Origin of the sequence: Acinetobacter sp. D009, assembly GCF_038562025.1 — a bacterium.
Classification (GTDB): domain Bacteria; phylum Pseudomonadota; class Gammaproteobacteria; order Pseudomonadales; family Moraxellaceae; genus Acinetobacter; species Acinetobacter pittii.
The window spans coordinates 2,566,405-2,583,587 of record NZ_CP151886.1; the positions used below are offsets into that span (position 1 = coordinate 2,566,405).

The 17,183-nt window shown below is 41.1% G+C and carries 12 protein-coding genes and 2 pseudogenes; 10 read left to right on the top strand and 4 right to left on the bottom strand.

The genetic code is table 11. The features are described 5' to 3' along the window. Window positions 1-30: 30 nt before the first annotated feature. From AAC388_RS12250 to AAC388_RS12260, 3 genes are all read left to right on the top strand, one after another. Window positions 31-393: a phenol hydroxylase subunit P4 gene (locus tag AAC388_RS12250; protein WP_002119925.1), complete on the top strand. Its 363-nt coding sequence runs from the start codon at window positions 31-33 to the stop codon at window positions 391-393. A 14-nt stretch (window positions 394-407) separates the two neighbouring features. Further along, on the top strand, window positions 408-1,469 hold the full coding sequence (locus AAC388_RS12255; protein WP_002119881.1) for a phenol 2-monooxygenase domain-containing protein: 1,062 nt from the start codon (window positions 408-410) through the stop codon (window positions 1,467-1,469). Window positions 1,470-1,653: 184 nt separating this feature from the next. Continuing rightward, complete coding sequence (locus tag AAC388_RS12260; protein ID WP_069036786.1) at window positions 1,654-2,535, top strand: transporter; 882 nt, start codon at window positions 1,654-1,656, stop codon at window positions 2,533-2,535. Window positions 2,536-2,584: 49 nt separating this feature from the next. Here AAC388_RS12260 and AAC388_RS12265 read toward each other — a convergent pair whose 3' ends face one another. Together AAC388_RS12265 and AAC388_RS12270 are read right to left on the bottom strand one after the other, a co-directional pair. Then, a complete protein-coding gene (locus AAC388_RS12265) occupies window positions 2,585-3,544 on the bottom strand; it encodes a LysR family transcriptional regulator (RefSeq protein WP_017386346.1) in 960 nt (319 codons plus the stop codon). Window positions 3,545-3,588: 44 nt separating this feature from the next. Beyond that, window positions 3,589-3,700: pseudogene (locus AAC388_RS12270) on the bottom strand (hypothetical protein). A gap of 122 nt (window positions 3,701-3,822) precedes the next feature. Between AAC388_RS12270 and benA the strand changes: the two are divergent. From benA to AAC388_RS12305, 7 genes and pseudogenes are all read left to right on the top strand, one after another. Then, on the top strand, window positions 3,823-5,205 hold the full coding sequence (gene benA, locus AAC388_RS12275; protein ID WP_068563719.1) for a benzoate 1,2-dioxygenase large subunit: 1,383 nt from the start codon (window positions 3,823-3,825) through the stop codon (window positions 5,203-5,205). Then, window positions 5,202-5,721: pseudogene (gene benB / locus AAC388_RS12280) on the top strand (benzoate 1,2-dioxygenase small subunit). Before benA ends, benB begins: the two are co-directional and overlap by 4 nt. 52 nt (window positions 5,722-5,773) lie before the next feature. Continuing rightward, on the top strand, window positions 5,774-6,790 hold the full coding sequence (gene benC, locus AAC388_RS12285) for a benzoate 1,2-dioxygenase electron transfer component BenC (protein WP_024438680.1): 1,017 nt from the start codon (window positions 5,774-5,776) through the stop codon (window positions 6,788-6,790). 18 nt (window positions 6,791-6,808) lie between these two features. Then, window positions 6,809-7,594, top strand: a complete 786-nt coding sequence (locus AAC388_RS12290) for a 1,6-dihydroxycyclohexa-2,4-diene-1-carboxylate dehydrogenase (RefSeq protein WP_069036788.1) — start codon at window positions 6,809-6,811, stop codon at window positions 7,592-7,594. Window positions 7,595-7,651: 57 nt separating this feature from the next. Further along, window positions 7,652-8,845 carry a benzoate/H(+) symporter BenE gene (benE, locus tag AAC388_RS12295; protein ID WP_342370693.1) on the top strand — a complete coding sequence of 398 codons (1,194 nt, stop codon included), beginning with the start codon at window positions 7,652-7,654 and terminating at the stop codon, window positions 8,843-8,845. A gap of 478 nt (window positions 8,846-9,323) precedes the next feature. Continuing rightward, on the top strand, window positions 9,324-10,682 hold the full coding sequence (locus AAC388_RS12300) for an aromatic acid/H+ symport family MFS transporter (RefSeq protein ID WP_342370694.1): 1,359 nt from the start codon (window positions 9,324-9,326) through the stop codon (window positions 10,680-10,682). Window positions 10,683-10,727: 45 nt separating this feature from the next. Then, window positions 10,728-11,984 (top strand): OprD family outer membrane porin, encoded by a 1,257-nt coding sequence (locus tag AAC388_RS12305; protein WP_206237792.1) that lies wholly within the window; start codon window positions 10,728-10,730, stop codon window positions 11,982-11,984. Window positions 11,985-12,085: 101 nt separating this feature from the next. Here AAC388_RS12305 and AAC388_RS12310 read toward each other — a convergent pair whose 3' ends face one another. Both AAC388_RS12310 and hrpA read right to left on the bottom strand, forming a co-directional pair. Next, window positions 12,086-13,192: a beta-ketoacyl-ACP synthase III gene (locus AAC388_RS12310; RefSeq protein WP_013198471.1), complete on the bottom strand. Its 1,107-nt coding sequence runs from the start codon at window positions 13,190-13,192 to the stop codon at window positions 12,086-12,088. 95 nt (window positions 13,193-13,287) lie between these two features. After that, window positions 13,288-17,145: an ATP-dependent RNA helicase HrpA gene (gene hrpA, locus AAC388_RS12315; RefSeq protein WP_342370695.1), complete on the bottom strand. Its 3,858-nt coding sequence runs from the start codon at window positions 17,143-17,145 to the stop codon at window positions 13,288-13,290. Window positions 17,146-17,183: the final 38 nt, after the last annotated feature.

A 17,183-nucleotide genomic window follows, 5' to 3' on the forward strand; every position in this document is an offset into this window, starting at 1 on the left:
GCTGCCTGATAGGAAATAAGGAGATTGAACATGACTGTTCGCGCGATACACAACAATTATCAATTTGAACCACTTGATTTGCAAAAAAATTATGGCGATCAATTCTTACTTTACGTGGGTTGGGATCATCACACCCTTTTTTGCTCGGCACATGCCATGCTTGCCTCGCCTCAACAAACTTTTGAACAGTTGATTGAGCAACAAATTACAGGTGGTTTTGCCCAACATCCAGATTTTGCCAAAATTGATTGGTCAAAAGTGCAATACACCTTAGATGGTCAAACAATCGAACCAGAGAGTACAAAAACTTTGGCAGAGCTTGGTTTTGGGCATAAGTCATTACTTCGTTTCGTTACGCCAGAGTTAAATGGCTATAACGACAGCTACGTTTAATTCGGAGGTGTGTCATGAGTTATCAAGTCACCATTGAACCGATCGGAACAACGATTGAAGTAGAAGAAGACCAAACCATTTTAGATGCTGCCCTACGTCAAGGCGTTTGGTTACCCTTTGCCTGTGGTCATGGCACTTGCGGGACATGTAAGGTTCAAGTCACCGATGGTTTTTATGATGTCGGTGAAGCCTCTCCCTTTGCGCTCATGGATATTGAACGTGATGAAAATAAGGTGCTTGCCTGCTGCTGCAAACCACAATCCGACATGATCATTGAAGCCGATGTCGATGAAGACCCAGATTTCTTAGGTCATTTGGTTCAAGACTTTCAAGCGACAGTAATTGAAATAAAAGACCTGTCGCCGACCATCAAAGGAATCCGACTACAACTAAATCGTCCAATTGAGTTCCAAGCGGGTCAATATATCAATGTCCAGTTCCCATATATTGAAGGAACTCGTGCATTTTCAATTGCTAATTCGCCAAGTGAAGTGGGCATTGTTGAGCTGCATATTCGTAAAGTTGAAGGCGGTGCAGCGACGACTTATGTGCATGAACAACTTGCCACAGGTGATCAGCTTGATATTTCAGGCCCTTATGGACAATTTTTTGTACGCAAGTCAGATGATCAAAACGCCATCTTCATTGCAGGTGGTTCAGGTCTTTCAAGTCCACAATCGATGATTTTAGATTTACTTGAGTCTGGAGATAGTCGCACGATTTACCTCTTCCAAGGAGCACGAGACTTGGCAGAGCTATACAACCGAAATTTGTTTGAACAACTCGTAAAAGACTATCCGAACTTCCGTTATATCCCTGCTCTCAATGCACCAAAAGCAGAAGACCAATGGACTGGATTTACCGGATTTGTGCACGAGGCTGTTGCCGATTACTTTGAAAATCGATGTGGTGGACACAAAGCGTATTTGTGTGGACCACCCATCATGATCGACTCGGCAATTTCAACACTCATGCAAAGTCGCTTATTCGAACGGGACATTCACACTGAACGGTTCTTAAGTGCAGCAGATGGCGCTGCTGGACAATCGCGTTCGGCTTTATTTAAACATATTTAAAGATAAATTTTTAAGCACTCCGCTTTTTCAAATGAGCTTTGTATTTGTAATTTAGAAAGAAAATACAAGGCTCACAGGAGTTCTGCATCCCAAATTTTTAGACTAAACAGACTTAAGTTTTTAAAGACCGTTAAGGAATAACGTTTTTTAGTGACAAGCCAAACAACACAGAATAGGACATTCTATGAATAACAAAATTGCTGCAATCATATGTGGTGTAATCAGCGCCCTTTACCTTCCTTCTGCATTTGCGACAGAAAACGGCTCGGACTCTTTTGCCTTAGGTGCCGAAGGTATGATGGCGGGTGCCTTACCACCTGCTGGGGTTTATCTACTCAGTTATTATCAAAATTATCACGCATCAGAGTTTCAAAATGGTCCCGACCAGTTCCATGTTGATGTCAACGCCGTGGTTCCGCGGTTGGTCTGGATGACCGATCAAAAAATTATGGATGGACAACTCGGGTTTTATGCAGCCCAGCCATTGGTTGATCTAAGACTCAAAGTAAATGGAATGGCTGACTCAAACCAAGGTCTCGGAGACTTGATTTTGGGTGGCATGCTCGGCTGGCATCAAGGAAATCATCACTGGATTGCAGCCCTAGAAACTGTGCTCGGGACAGGAGAATACGATACTCCAAGTACGACACATCCAGTTGAAGCTAATCTTGGGAAAAACTATCACACCATTCGACCGATTATTGCCTATAGTTATGCCAACGCAGCAGGTTTAGACCTTTCTACTAAACTGTCTTATAGCTGGAATACGCGTAACGACGCAACCGACTACCAATCTGGACAATACATTGCGGGTGACTATAGCTTGGGTTATCGCATTAACCCAAAAATCAAAGTGGCAGTTGAAGGCTATGCTTTTAAACAAACCACAGATGACAAAGTAAACGGAAGTGACATTGGGTTTAAAGGACAGGCTTTTGCAATTGGTCCAGGCATTCAATATGCTGATAAGAACTGGTCTATTGAAGCCAAATTTCTAAAAGAAACCGAAGTCGAATATCGTCCCGAAGGCCATACCAGCTGGCTAAAACTCATTTGGGCTTTCTAAACTACTTCAACGCATAGCTTCATCTTTTGAGGCTATGCACTTCCGTTATTTAAAAGTCGATACCGTTTGAATCATCTATCGGGTTCTGATCAAGTGTAAAGACAGTCCGTTGATAAGGTATCCCTTCTAAGTCATAAACCTGATAAATACAATCAAACAATGACTGTAAATCTTCACTTCGGTCCATTGCCCGTGCTGTAATAAAAATTGGGCTGACCGCGCCGTTATCTAAAATCGGAATATAGTTTAAGTGTGGAAATCGAATGGTATCGGCACTTGCTGGAATAATGCAGATCCCTTCTCCCGCTGCCACTAAGCCCAAAGCCAGTTGAATTTCTCGTATCTCATGCATATTTTTCGGAACCAAACTATGTTCGGCAAAAATATTCAAAAGCTGAGTTGAAAAATTAGGCTTTGGCGAAGTGGGATACATAAACATCTTTTCATCAATCAAGTCAGCTAGATATACCCCTTCCGTGCGCTGTGCAATTGGATGGCTGGTATGTGCAGCAACCACCAAACGCTCTTTACGTAAAAGAATTCGTCTCACAGCAGGATCACTAATTCTTAAACGTCCGAAACCGACATCAATACGTCCTTCTTTTAATGCCTGTAACTGTTCGGTTGTACTTAACTCCATGAGCTGAATATTCAAATGGGGTTGCTGCTGGCGAAATAAATAAATAATTCGAGGTAACAAACCATAGAGTAAAGACCCAACAAAACCAATGGTCATACTTCTTTCGATGAGACCAATACGCTTGGTCATACTTTTTATTTCTTCAGCATTCGACAAAAGTTTAACGGCGTGCTGGTAAAAGAAATGCCCTGCTTGTGTAGTTTGTAAAGGACGACTTCCACGCTCAAACAGTTGAATGCCAAGCTCGCTTTCCAGATTTTGAATCTGTCTACTCAAAGGTGGTTGAGCAATAAATAGTTTTTCGGCTGCCTTTGTAAAGCTCTGCTCTTCAACAACCGCCACAAAATACCGTAAATGTCTTAGTTCCATAAGGTTTCCATACCTTTAAGATATAAAAAAATGCAAATTCAGTCTTAGACACAGTTTAACCATTCTTTTAAGGTATATACAAGCAACAAACCGATGAAGTGATGAATTGCTTTGTGAACAAGCCTTCTTGCCAATCTTCCAGTTATTCATCTTCATCAATTCACGGTTAAACCCAGCGCACTCATGCGCTTCATTGACAATATTAGGATATCAAGACCTTGTAGATCGTAGCTAAGGCCTTGGTGACTTCCACACTTTTGGAAAGTCGGAGAACGGACATGCCACGTATTCCTGTAATCAATACTAGCCATCTTGACCGTATTGATGAATTACTTGTCGATAACATCGATACAGGTGAATTTAAACTTCATCGTTCAGTGTTTACTGACGAAGCCCTTTTTGACCTCGAAATGAAATATATCTTCGAAGGCAATTGGGTTTACTTAGCGCACGAAAGCCAAATTCCAAACAATAATGACTACTACACCACTTACATTGGTCGTCAGCCAGTCATTATTGCACGTAACCGTAACGGTGAATTGAATGCCATGATCAATGCGTGTTCACACCGCGGAGCACAACTTTGCCGTTACAAGCGTGGTAATAAAGCAACGTATACTTGCCCTTTCCACGGCTGGACGTTTAACAACTCAGGTAAATTGCTTAAGGTTAAAGATCCAAGTGAAGCAGGCTATTCTGACTGTTTTAACCAAGATGGCTCACACGACCTTAAAAAAGTGGCTCGTTTTGAGAGTTACAAAGGTTTCTTATTTGGTAGCTTAAATCCAGATGTTCCTTCACTTGAAGAATTCTTGGGAGAAACCACCAAAATCATCGACATGATTGTTGACCAGTCTGAACATGGTTTAGAAGTTTTACGTGGTTCATCTACCTATACGTATGAAGGCAACTGGAAACTCACCGCTGAAAATGGTGCTGATGGTTATCATGTTTCTGCTGTTCACTGGAACTATGCAGCAACGACTCAACACCGTAAAGAAACTCAAGCTGCTGATAACATTCGTGCGATGAGTGCAGGTTCTTGGGGTAAACAAGGCGGTGGCTCGTATGGCTTTGAAAATGGCCACATGTTGCTGTGGACACAATGGGCAAACCCAGAAGACCGTCCAAACTTCCCGAAAGCAGACGAATACACCGAAAAATACGGTGAAGCGATGTCGAAATGGATGATTGAGCGTTCACGTAACTTGTGTCTCTATCCAAATGTTTATTTGATGGATCAGTTTGGTTCGCAAATTCGTGTACTTCGCCCACTTTCGGTTAATCGAACTGAAGTCACCATTTACTGTATCGCACCTAAAGGCGAAGCACCTGAAGCCCGTGCACGTCGTATCCGCCAATATGAAGATTTCTTTAATGCATCAGGCATGGCAACACCAGACGATTTAGAAGAGTTCCGCGCTTGTCAGGCAGGCTACGCAGGTATTGCACTTGAATGGAATGATATGTGCCGTGGTTCAAAACATTGGATTTATGGACCAGACGATGCAGCAAACGAAATTGGTTTAAAACCCATGTTAAGTGGTATCAAAACTGAAGATGAAGGCCTGTATCTGGCCCAACATCAATATTGGTTACAAACCATGAAACACGCGATTGCATCAGAGAAAGAAATTGCTGATCAGGGAGAAACAGCATGAGTACTCAAGACAAAGCAACTTTAGAAAATATTGCTCAGTTTCTCTATCGTGAAGCTCGCTTTTTAGATGATGAACAATGGGATGACTGGCTTGAATGCTATGCGCCAGAAGCGTCTTTCTGGATGCCAGCTTGGGACGACGACGATAAATTAACTGAAGATCCGCAATCTGAAATTTCACTTATTTATTATCCAGACCGTCAAGGTTTAGAAGATCGTGTGTTCCGTATTAAAACCGAGCGCTCATCTGCAACCATGCCAGATACTCGCACAAGCCACAATATTGCCAATGTTGAAGTCGTTGAGCGCGATGGCGACAAAGTTACTGTTCGCTTTAACTGGAATACCTTGAGTTTCCGTTACAAGACAAATTACAGCTATTTCGGTATGTCACGTTATGTGATCGATTTTTCAGGTGATCAACCAAAAATCTTGAGCAAGTATGTCGTTTTGAAAAATGACTACATCAATCAAGTGATTGATATCTACCACCTTTAAGACATACCCCCTCAGTTAAACGGACTGTTGGCTGAGGGTAAAAGTTTCAAATATTTTGTAGGATACATGCCATGTCAAACCACAATATCGCACTTCAATTTGAAGATGGTGTTACACGTTTCATTAACGTAGCTCAAGGCGAAACCCTATCTGACGCAGCCTATCGCCAAAAAATTAATATTCCTTTGGATTGCCGTGATGGTGCATGTGGAACTTGCCGCGCATTTTGCGAGTCCGGTAGTTATGACATGCCAGAAGAAACCTATATTGAAGACGCATTAACCCCTGAAGAAGCTGAGCAAGGCTATATTCTTGCTTGCCAATGTCGCCCAACGTCCGATGCAGTATTCCAGATTCAAGCCTCATCAGATGTTTGCAAAACAGAAATTCATAGTTTCCAAGGTACCCTAGCCCGCGTTGAAAACTTATCAGACTCAACCATCACATTTGATATTCAACTTGATGAAGGTCAACCGGATATTCATTTTCTTGCAGGTCAGTATGTCAATGTTGCAATTCCAGAAACTGGCGAAACACGTTCATATTCATTTAGCTCAAAACCGGGCAATCGCTTAACAGGCTTTGTGGTACGTAATGTACCAAATGGCAAGATGAGTGAATTCTTAAGCAAGAATGCTAAAGCTGGCGACAAAATGACATTTACAGGTCCATTCGGTAGCTTCTACTTACGTAATGTAGCGCGTCCAGTGCTAATGCTTGCAGGCGGTACTGGTATTGCCCCATTTATGTCGATGTTACAAGTGCTTGAAGAAAAAGGTTCAGAACAACCAGTTCGTTTAGTCTTTGGTGTCACCAATGACTTTGATTTGGTTGCTCTAGAAAAACTCAATGAGTTGCAGGCGAAATTTCCATGGTTCGAATATCGAACTGTAGTTGCAAGCCCTGAGAGCAACCATGAACGCAAAGGCTATGTAACGGGTCATATTGAAAGTGAATGGTTAAATGGCGGTGATGTCGATGTTTATCTATGTGGCCCAGTACCAATGGTAGAAGCTGTACGTGGCTGGTTAGAAACTGAAAATATCAAACCTGCTAATTTCTTGTTTGAAAAATTCTCTGCGAATTAATAGGTGGAGAAATTATCTATGTCAAACCGTCAAAGATTTACAGATAAGGTCGTGATTGTTACGGGTAGTGCTCAAGGCATTGGTCGTGGCGTGGCACTGCAAGTTGCAGCTGAAGGCGGCCAAGTCATCATGGCTGACCGCTCCGAATATGTTGAAGAGGTTCTCAAAGAAATTCAGAGTGCAAATGGCAATGCCGTCACGGTTAATGCTGACCTTGAAACCTATGCAGGCGCGCAAGCAGTAGTTGCAAAAGCCATCGAACATTTTGGTCGGGTAGATATCCTGATCAATAATGTGGGTGGTGCGATCTGGATGAAACCTTTTGAAGAGTTTTCCGAAGAAGAGATCATTAAGGAAGTGAATCGCTCGTTGTTTCCAACGTTATGGTGTTGCCGTGCCGTGTTACCTGCCATGATTAAGCAACAATCGGGGGTGATTGTAAATGTGTCTTCAATTGCAACCCGTGGTATTAATCGTATTCCCTACTCGGCATCTAAAGGTGGAGTAAATGCTTTAACGGCATCGCTTGCTTTTGAACATGCCAAAGACGGAATTCGAGTCAATGCTGTTGCGACGGGTGGAACCGAAGCACCACCTCGCAAAGTACCGCGAAACGCCAACCCATTAAGTCAAAATGAAAAAGACTGGATGCAGCAAGTGGTTGATCAAACAATAGATCGAACATTTATGGGTCGTTATGGCACAATTCAAGAACAAGTCAATGCAATTTTATTTCTTGCATCAGACGAAGCATCCTATATGACCGGATCGGTTATTTCGGTCGGAGGTGGAGATCAGGGTTAACCCTGATCTTTTTGCATGATTGGGTAAATAACATGATTTGCATGGAGGCAATCACACATGGCAACCCTGTTAAAGACATTAAAAAATGACTGGTCCATATCAGCAACAGTTGCTGGCTTTCTTGCGGTTTTAATTTCTTACTCAGGCCCACTGATTATTTTTTTCCAAGCTGCTCAGCGTGCTCATGTGTCCACCGACATGATGGTGTCATGGATTTGGGGAATCTCAATTGGTGCCGCCGTTTCAGGTATTTATCTTTCGATTAAATATAAAACGCCTGTCATAACCGCATGGTCTGCACCGGGCACTGCCCTATTAGTTACCCTATTTCCAAACGTCTCGTTGAATGAAGCAGTAGCCGCCTATATTACTTCTGCCATTGTTATATTCTTAATTGGTGTTACAGGTTACTTCGACAAATTACTAAAGTGGATTCCGCAAGATGTCGCGGCGGGCATGATGGCAGGTATTCTTTTTCAATTTGGCATTGGTCTATTTACCGCGTCTGATAGCATGCCTTTTATTGTCTTTAGCATGCTCATTGTCTTTTTAATTGCCAAACGAGTAATCCCACGCTACACCATGATTTGGGTGTTAGCTGCAGGAGTTTTATTAAGCCTCATTTTAGGCAAAATGAATCCAGTTGATGTGAGTTTTAATTTAGCAATCCCACAGTGGATAAGCCCAGAATGGACATGGAACTCAACACTCAACCTCGCTATTCCTCTCATTTTAGTCAGTCTAACCGGTCAATTTTTACCGGGTATGGCGATTATGAAACTCAGCGGTTACGACACCCCAGCCAAACCTATTATTACTGTCACTAGTATTGCCTCTTTAGCTGTTGCCTGTGTCGGTGGTATTACGATTGTACTTGCCTCAATTACCGCAGCTTTATGTATGGGCAAAGATGCACATGAACTTAAAGAAAAACGTTACATCGCAGGAATCGCCAACGGAATTTTTTATATTTTAGGAGGCTTATTTGCTGGCAGTATTGTCATGCTATTTAGCTTACTTCCTAAAGAGTTGGTGGCAGCACTGGCAGGTTTAGCTTTGCTAGGTGCTATTGCCACCAATATTTCTGTTGCCATGAAGAATGACCATCAACGCGATGCTGCACTTATTACCTTTTTAGCCACAGCATCAGGCATGCATTTCCTTGGATTAAGCTCAGTCTTTTGGGGTATTTGTATTGGTGTAATCGCCCATTTCATTCTCACCCCACGTTCAACGCCAGCCACAAATTAAGTTTTTTATCTAAGCGCCCGCCACTAAAATAAAGCCTCAATCGCCAAATCAGGATGTAAATAATTTGCTAATTCTGATTTGGCGATTTTTTATTGAATATAGATTAAATTTCATTTTTAAGATGAATCTCTAAAATAATTAAATAATAGACTTTAGTATTTTGTTTTTATATTTTTACTTCAATTCATAATATAAATTTAACGATATTTTTAGCTATGATTATCATCAATAAAATCTATAAAAAAACATCCATAAACTACTTAAAATTCTCATAATACAATATTTAACCCTATTTTAAAGATACAGCAAAGACAGCTAAAACAATAAAAATAAATTATATTTTTCAACAACTTAATTCAATAAAAATACAATACCTTAAAGACATAAAGATATATCAATTAGGTTTTTGACTCTAACCCAATAACAAAATAGTTTATTAAAAAATAACGCGATGCTTCACAAATTGGAGGTGAAGAAAATGGATACGAGCAAGGTTAATATTAATGAGTTAATTGATAAAGCCAGTTTTACATCTTTTCATTGGAAAGTTTTAATCTGGTGCTTACTTATTATTATTTTTGATGGATATGATTTAGTTATTTATGGGGTTGCTCTTCCTCTGTTAATGCAACAATGGTCATTAACTGCGGTAGAAGCAGGTTTACTCGCCAGTGCTGCTCTATTCGGGATGATGTTCGGCGCCATGATTTTCGGCACACTTTCAGACAAACTGGGACGTAAAAAAACCATCCTGATTTGTGTCACCTTATTTAGTGGATTTACCTTTATAGGTGCCTTTGCCAAAGGACCAACTGAGTTTGCTATTTTGCGCTTTATTGCAGGTCTTGGGATTGGTGGCGTTATGCCAAATGTGGTCGCACTTATGACTGAATACGCACCAAAAAAAATCCGCAGTACATTAGTCGCAATCATGTTTAGTGGCTATGCTATTGGCGGCATGACATCTGCTCTACTCGGTGCATGGCTAGTAAAAGATAGGGGCTGGCAAATCATGTTTTTAATTGCGGGTATTCCCCTGTTGCTGCTCCCACTCATCTGGAAATTTTTGCCAGAATCTCTCGCCTTTTTAGTGAAATCAAACCATAGCGAGCAGGCGAAAGGTATTGTTAGTAAAATTGCGCCTCAAACTCAGGTAAACGCCAATACTCAACTGGTGTTAAATGAAAGCACCACAACCGATGCCCCTGTCCGAGCACTTTTCCAACAAGGTCGTACCTTCAGCACATTTATGTTCTGGATTGCTTTCTTTATGTGCCTACTCATGGTGTATGCCTTAGGAAGTTGGTTACCTAAACTCATGCTGCAAGCGGGCTACTCATTAGGTGCAAGCATGTTGTTCCTGTTTGCACTCAATATTGGCGGCATGGTCGGTGCAATTGGTGGCGGTGCTTTAGCAGACAGATTTCATTTAAAACCTGTTATTACGATCATGTTTATTGTGGGATCAGCAGCTTTAATTCTGCTTGGCATTAATAGTCCACAATTTATTTTATATAGCCTAATTGCGATTGCTGGCGCTGCCACAATTGGTTCGCAGATCTTACTCTACACTTTCGTTGCACAGTTCTATCCGACCGCACTTCGTTCAACTGGCATGGGCTGGGCATCTGGAATTGGTCGTATTGGCGCGATTATTGGACCAGTTTTAACTGGCGCCTTACTCACACTTGAGCTTCCTCACCAAATGAATTTCTTAGCGATTGCAATTCCGGGTGTGATTGCTGCACTTGCAATATTTATGGTCAATCTAAAAGCCTCTGTTGCCGCACAAACGCCATCAACCTTTAACCGTCAAAACACGCTTACCCAGCAATAAATATAAATGCGCCGAGGACTGGCGCATCTTTTTTGGAAATAGACTATGGAATTATTACACCGCTTTAAGCCATCTGCTTTAACTTTCGCGACCTTAGTATTGATGTGTGGCAATTCATTCGCTGCAAATCCAAATCAGCAGCCCGAAGATGAATGGAAGTTCACGCTAAAGAATGCCTATATCAATCGTAATTTTGATAATGATGCCCTCAAAGATACTGGTAGCTGGTCTCAGGCAGCGTCATTATTTTATAAATCGAAAATGCATGACACTCCGCTGCAAATTGCAGACAAACCTATTACGATTGGTGCAGATGCTTCTGTTCAATACGCCGTGCGCTTAAGTTCTGACAAACATGTTGCGGACACAGTTTTGCCTTTTAATAAAGAAACTCAATCACAAGCATCTGACTTTTTAAAATACGGCGCAACTTTAAAACTAGGTTATGACAAAACCCTTTTAAGTGTCGGTGAACTCTGGTTAGATCTGCCTGTAACGGCTGTGGATGCCAGCCGACAATTACTTGCCTCTTATTGGGGAACCAATCTTAAGTCGCAACTTTCAGATCAGCTCTATGCAGAAATTGGTCGGGTTGAAAAAGTCTCTCCACGAAATGAAGAAGATTTTAAAAAGTTTTCTTTTACAGCGAACGGCATTACCAAAGAATCTAATGGTTTAAATTACATAGATCTGCGCTATCAATTTACGCCGTCTTTAAAGGGCGAATATTATTTTGGTAATTTAGAAGACCTCTACAATAAACACTATGTAGGGCTTGAGCATAATTGGAAACAACCTAATTTCGCTCTTACTTCTAAGTTTAAGTACTTCAATGCAAAAGATGATGGCAACACTTTTGATATTGATGCGCAAAACATCGGGGTGCTAGAGACTCTTAAAGTAAAAAACCATACCTTTGGGTTGGGATACCAACAAATTATCGGTGAGTCGGCTTATCCATTACCAGATGGTTTCTTACCAGAGACGTATTTCATTAACTGGAATGCCACCGGCTTCTTTAAAGAAGATGAAAAGTCGTACCATGTCATGTACGGCTATGACTTTAAAGATTATGTACCAGGTTTAAATGCGATGGTGAAATATGTTTACGGACATGACTTTAAAGCTGCCAATGGTGACAAAAACCATGAAACTGAATCGAATGTGATTTTAAACTATGCGTTTCAGCAGCCTTTCTTAAAAGGCGTCGCTCTGCAATATATTCGTATTGATTACAACGTAAAACATGGCAATGACTTTGGTGAGGACCGCTTGTTTGTAAACTACACCAAAAAGTTTTAATCATTTTTGATTCAATTGAAGCGGGCCAATTTTGGCCCGCTTTATTATTTTTGACTCATAAAAAAACGCTCTTACGAGCGTTTTTTAATTAATCTAGTAACTTAAGCAACGTGCTTTTGAACAACAATCGAACCTACTGAATAACCAGCGCCGAAAGATGAAATCACACCATATTCGCCATTATCTACTTCATGGCCTGTACGGTGTAAAGCAATAATCACGCCTGCTGAAGAGGTATTAGCAAACTCATCTAGAATAATTGGGGCACGGCTTAGATCTGCCTCTTTACCAGCCACATATTTCAAGATTAGTTCATTCATGTTGGCATTGGCTTGGTGTAACCAGAAACGCTTAATATCGTTTGCAGTTAACTGCATTTTTTCCAACTGCGCATTAATGATTTTTGCCACTAACGGACAAACATCTTTAAAGACTTTGCGACCATCTTGACGGAATAACTTGTCGTCAACCACTGCATCTTCGCTACGGTTTAAGAAACCGAAGTTATTGCGAATGTTGTTTGAAAATTGAGTAAATAAATGAATATCTAAAATTTCAAAACCAGTTTTAGTAGTGGTTTCTTCAATAATAGAAGCCGTTGCAACGTCGCCAAAAATGAAGTGACAATCACGATTACGGTAATCTAAGTGACCCGATGTAATCTCAACGTTCACCAATAAAACACGACGAGCGCCTGAACGAATTGCATCTGCCGCTTGTTTCAAACCAAAAGTGGCAGCTGAACATGCAACGTTCATGTCGTAGGCATAACCTTGAATGCCAAGTGCCGACTGAATTTCAATCGCAACTGCTGGATAAGCACGCTGCATGTTTGAACATGCCAAAATCACAACATCGATATCTTCAGCAGTTACGCCTGCATTTTCCATTGCCTGTTTCGCAGCAATGACGCCCCACTCTGCTTGAAGTGAAAGTTCATCATTTGAACGTTCAGACAAACGAGGACGCAAACGATTTGGATCGAGAATACCTGATTTCTCAATCACGTAACGGCGCTTAATACCAGACGCTTTTTCAATAAATTCAGCACTAGAACCACGTAATTCTTCGAGTTCACCTGCTGCAATTTTCTCTGCATTCTCTTGGTTATATTGTTCCACATAAGCATTTAAACTGTCGGCCAGTTCTTCATTAGAAATGATTTCTGTTGGGTGAAATAACCCAGTACCTGTGATACGAATGCCCATGTAAAACTCCTAAAAAAATGAATAGGGTCTGTTAATCTTTCATTTATAAATTGCGTTGTAGGCTAAACAACAACATAAACAGACCCCGATCTATCTTAACTGATTCCCAAACGATCCCATAACTTTTGCAGTCGAGTTGGCGAAATAGGCATCTTGGTTTTCATCGGTTGAGAAAATAAAGAAATGCGGAATTCTTCCAACATCAAATACAATTCTTTGATTTTGGGATTATTTTTGAATTTAAATACCTTGTCCATCCATGGATCGACATCATCAATAGCGGCATGATCTCGCTGTAGATTATTTGGCAATCGATTTAAACGCAATAGCAGCGCTTTTAAATATCGCGGATATTCCTGCCAAAGATCGACTGGTTGGCAGTAAACAAAATTACCAAGTGACATTAAATCTAGTTGATCTTCAATATCATCAATACTGCGCCCAAACACGTTTGGATCAAGCACTAAAAGCTGACGACGGATTTGCTGCCACTGAATGTAAATATCACTTAACTGCTCAAGTGCTTGCTGACCATGGGTCAAAAATTGCTTTTTAACTTGCTCGAGCAGTTTGTTAAATTCATCTGCGTTAATTGGCAGAGTCGTAATTGCCATCTGCAACGTTGCATAGACCAACATCTGCTCAAGCTTAGCTTTATCGCCCAAAGGTGAATAAGCCAACGCGAGCGGTTTTGAAATCTGCTTTTTCAACTGACGAACCAAATCGCCAAGTTGCATATGGACTAGACGAATAATACCTTCACGATGCTGTTTAATCGCCTCAGCCTGATCGTTAAACGTTTGAATAACAATGCCTGACTCATCTTTAGCTTCGAGGTCAGCAAAAGCCTTGGTCGGAACTAAAGCCTGATATTGCTTTACTACAACGCCCGTAACTTTATGAGAAGCCTCGAAAGTAAAGTTTTCAGGAAAGTCCTTAAACTCACCTTTTTGCTGTTTCACTGGACGATGCGTTTCTACACGACAACGTGCTTTTAACTCAGGTAAATCACGCCCTTTCGCAATCAGCTTACCTTTTTCATCAATAACCTTAATGAAAGGCACCAAATATGGATCAATACGTTCAAACGAGAAATCTTTTTCAGTAATTTGCTCACCACGCAAGGCAAAAGCTAAATAACTAAAAATATGTTCACGTAAATGTACTGCATCAACCCCTTGCATGAGCTTACGAGCTGTATCAGGAATTGGCACCACATTACGACGCTTGTCTTTAGGTAAAGCTTTGAGTAAAGCCTCAATTAAATCTTGGCGCCAACCTGGAATTCCCCATGACCAGATATTTTCATCGACTTGAGGCAGCGCCTGTACAGGAATTTGAACAGTAGCACCATCTTCGTCATGGCTCGGGTCAAAATGATATGTGGTTGCTAAACGCAGCTGCCCATTGTGTAAATGATCTGGGAATTGCTGCGTAGTTGGCCGATCATTGAGCCAGAGCGCATCATCGTCAATAAATAAATAACGAGGATTATTTGCTTCTACTGTGGCACGCCAGTCTTCAAAACTACGGCGACTCGCGATTTCTTCCGGAATCTTAGAGGCATAAAACTGATAAATTGTTTCTTCATCGACCACTAAATCACGGCGACGCAATTTATCTTCAACTCGCTCTACTTCTTCAAGCTTAAGTAAGTTGTGTTTTAAAAATGGCGGAATCGTACCCAAGTTACCTGTGGTTAATGCATCGCGTAAGAAAATCTCATGAGCAGCAGGTTGGTCAACTTTCTCAAAATTAATTAACCGTTTTGGCTCAACAATTAAGCCAAATAAAGAAATTTGCGCATAGGCATTTACGATCCCAGCTTTCTTAGACCAATGCGGCTCGAAATAGTGATATTTCAATAAGTCGCGTGCAGCAAGCAAAATCCATTCAGGGTCAATTTTGGCTAAAGTACGTAAGTACACTTGAGAGGTTTCGACCATCTCAAAAGCCATCACCCAAGAGGTATTGGTTTTGTGCAGCGTACTTGCTGGAAAAACTTTAGCCTTTTGCTGACGCACCGCCATAAAGGTATTACGTTCATCAGTTTTATTGGCAATGAAGGATAATAAACCTGTCAGCAATGCACGATGCAAGTTTTCATAATTTGCAGGCTTTTCATTAAAGCTAAGTTTTAAGCCTTCGGCTAACTCAACCAATTGCTGGTGTGTCTGTTTCCATTCACGTAAACGCAACCAGCTTAAGAAATGCTGCTTGGCAAATTGACGCCGTTTATTTTCAGACATTCCTGCTTCGCCTTTAGGATTTAAAGTCTCCCAAAGCTTCAAATAAAACAGAAAATCTGAATCCGCTTCTTTGAATAATGCATGCTTTTGGTCAGCCTGCATTTGTTTATCGGCTGGGCGCTCACGCGGATCTTGAACCGCTAAAGCACTTACCACAATTAAGATTTCTTTGAGTACGCCAAAATGAGCACCGCCCACGATCATACGTGCCAAACGTGGGTCAATTGGCATACGTGCCATCATTTGCCCGACTTTAGTCAGCTCATTTTTCTTCTCGTTAAGTGCGCCTAACTCAATCAGTAACTTACGACCATCATTTACAAGGCGGAAATCTGGCGGCTCAATAAAATCGAAGTTTTCTAACTCACCTAACCCTAAACTCTGCATTTGCAAAATAACAGATGCTAAGTTGGTTCTTTTAATTTCAGGTTCGGTAAATTCAGGACGACTTAAAAAGTCTTCTTCGCTATATAAACGGATACACACACCCGGAGCAATACGGCCACAACGCCCTTTACGCTGATTGGCTGCGGCTTGAGAAATTGCTTCAATTGGTAAGCGTTGTACACGTGAACGATAGTTATAACGCGATATACGAGCAAAACCGCTATCAATCACATAACGAATGTTTGGAACCGTAAGTGCAGTTTCGGCTACGTTCGTCGCAATAATAATACGACGGCCTTTTCCACCCGGACTAAAGATCTTCTGTTGTTCAGAAACAGCTAAACGCGCATACAAAGGTAAAATTTCGGTATGTCTAGGCCCGTACTTTTGCAAGGTTTCCTGCAACTCACGAATTTCTTGTTCTGTGCTTGAGAAAATTAAAATGTCGGCATGTTCAGGATGACCTTTTGCTTCTGCGTCAGCAAAGCATTCTTCTACAGCCTGTACAACTGCACGAGGAAGGTTTTCTTCAAAATCATCAAACTCATCGTCATCACTGCCGCCAATATTCATTTCTGAAATTGGGCGATAAAGTACTTCGACAGGATAACTACGCCCTTCTACTTCAAAAATAGGTGCGTCATTAAAGTAATTACTAAAGCGATTTACATCTAAAGTTGCCGAAGTCACAATAACTTTTAGATCTGGGCGTTTTGGCAGTAACTGCTTTAAATAGCCCATAATAAAATCGATATTGAGTGAGCGTTCATGCGCTTCATCAATAATGATCGTGTCATATTTAGACAAATAACGGTCATTACCTAACTCGGCAAGCAAAATACCGTCGGTCATTAACCGTACAATTGAATCTTGCGAACCTTGTTCATTAAAGCGGATTTTAAAACCAATAGACTCGCCAAGCTTTTCGCCGACTTCTTCTGCAATACGCTGAGAAACACTACGTGCAGCTAAACGACGTGGCTGAGTATGACCAATCATTCCCGTTAAGCCACGTCCCGCTAACATTGCAATCTGAGGAAGCTGTGTGGTTTTACCTGAACCTGTCTCACCTGCCACAATAATTACCTGATGCTTTTGAATCGCATCAATTAAGCGGTCTGCATATTGAGAAACAGGTAAATCCTGATTCAGTTTAATTTTAGGGAGACGTTCAAATCGCTGCCTTACTTTGGCATTAGATTGTTCAAATAATTTTTCAATCTCTGCTGTATTGGCTTTTTTATCTTTACGCAAACGATTTAAACGGTAACGATCTCTTGCCATCACCCACTGATCAATATTTAAATCATTCTGCACAGACAAATTTTCCTGAAAATACAACAATCCTCTATTTT

Excerpts from the sequence above, each read along its gene's own strand:
- AAC388_RS12250 (WP_002119925.1), top strand. The coding sequence starts at position 31 with ATGACTGTTCGCGCGATACACAACAATTATCAATTTGAACCACTTGAT.
- AAC388_RS12255 (WP_002119881.1), top strand. The coding sequence starts at position 408 with ATGAGTTATCAAGTCACCATTGAACCGATCGGAACAACGATTGAAGTA.
- AAC388_RS12260 (WP_069036786.1), top strand. The coding sequence starts at position 1,654 with ATGAATAACAAAATTGCTGCAATCATATGTGGTGTAATCAGCGCCCTT.
- AAC388_RS12265 (WP_017386346.1), bottom strand. The coding sequence starts at position 3,544 with ATGGAACTAAGACATTTACGGTATTTTGTGGCGGTTGTTGAAGAGCAG.
- benA (WP_068563719.1), top strand. The coding sequence starts at position 3,823 with ATGCCACGTATTCCTGTAATCAATACTAGCCATCTTGACCGTATTGAT.
- benC (WP_024438680.1), top strand. The coding sequence starts at position 5,774 with ATGTCAAACCACAATATCGCACTTCAATTTGAAGATGGTGTTACACGT.
- AAC388_RS12290 (WP_069036788.1), top strand. The coding sequence starts at position 6,809 with ATGTCAAACCGTCAAAGATTTACAGATAAGGTCGTGATTGTTACGGGT.
- benE (WP_342370693.1), top strand. The coding sequence starts at position 7,652 with ATGGCAACCCTGTTAAAGACATTAAAAAATGACTGGTCCATATCAGCA.
- AAC388_RS12300 (WP_342370694.1), top strand. The coding sequence starts at position 9,324 with ATGGATACGAGCAAGGTTAATATTAATGAGTTAATTGATAAAGCCAGT.
- AAC388_RS12305 (WP_206237792.1), top strand. The coding sequence starts at position 10,728 with ATGGAATTATTACACCGCTTTAAGCCATCTGCTTTAACTTTCGCGACC.
- AAC388_RS12310 (WP_013198471.1), bottom strand. The coding sequence starts at position 13,192 with ATGGGCATTCGTATCACAGGTACTGGGTTATTTCACCCAACAGAAATC.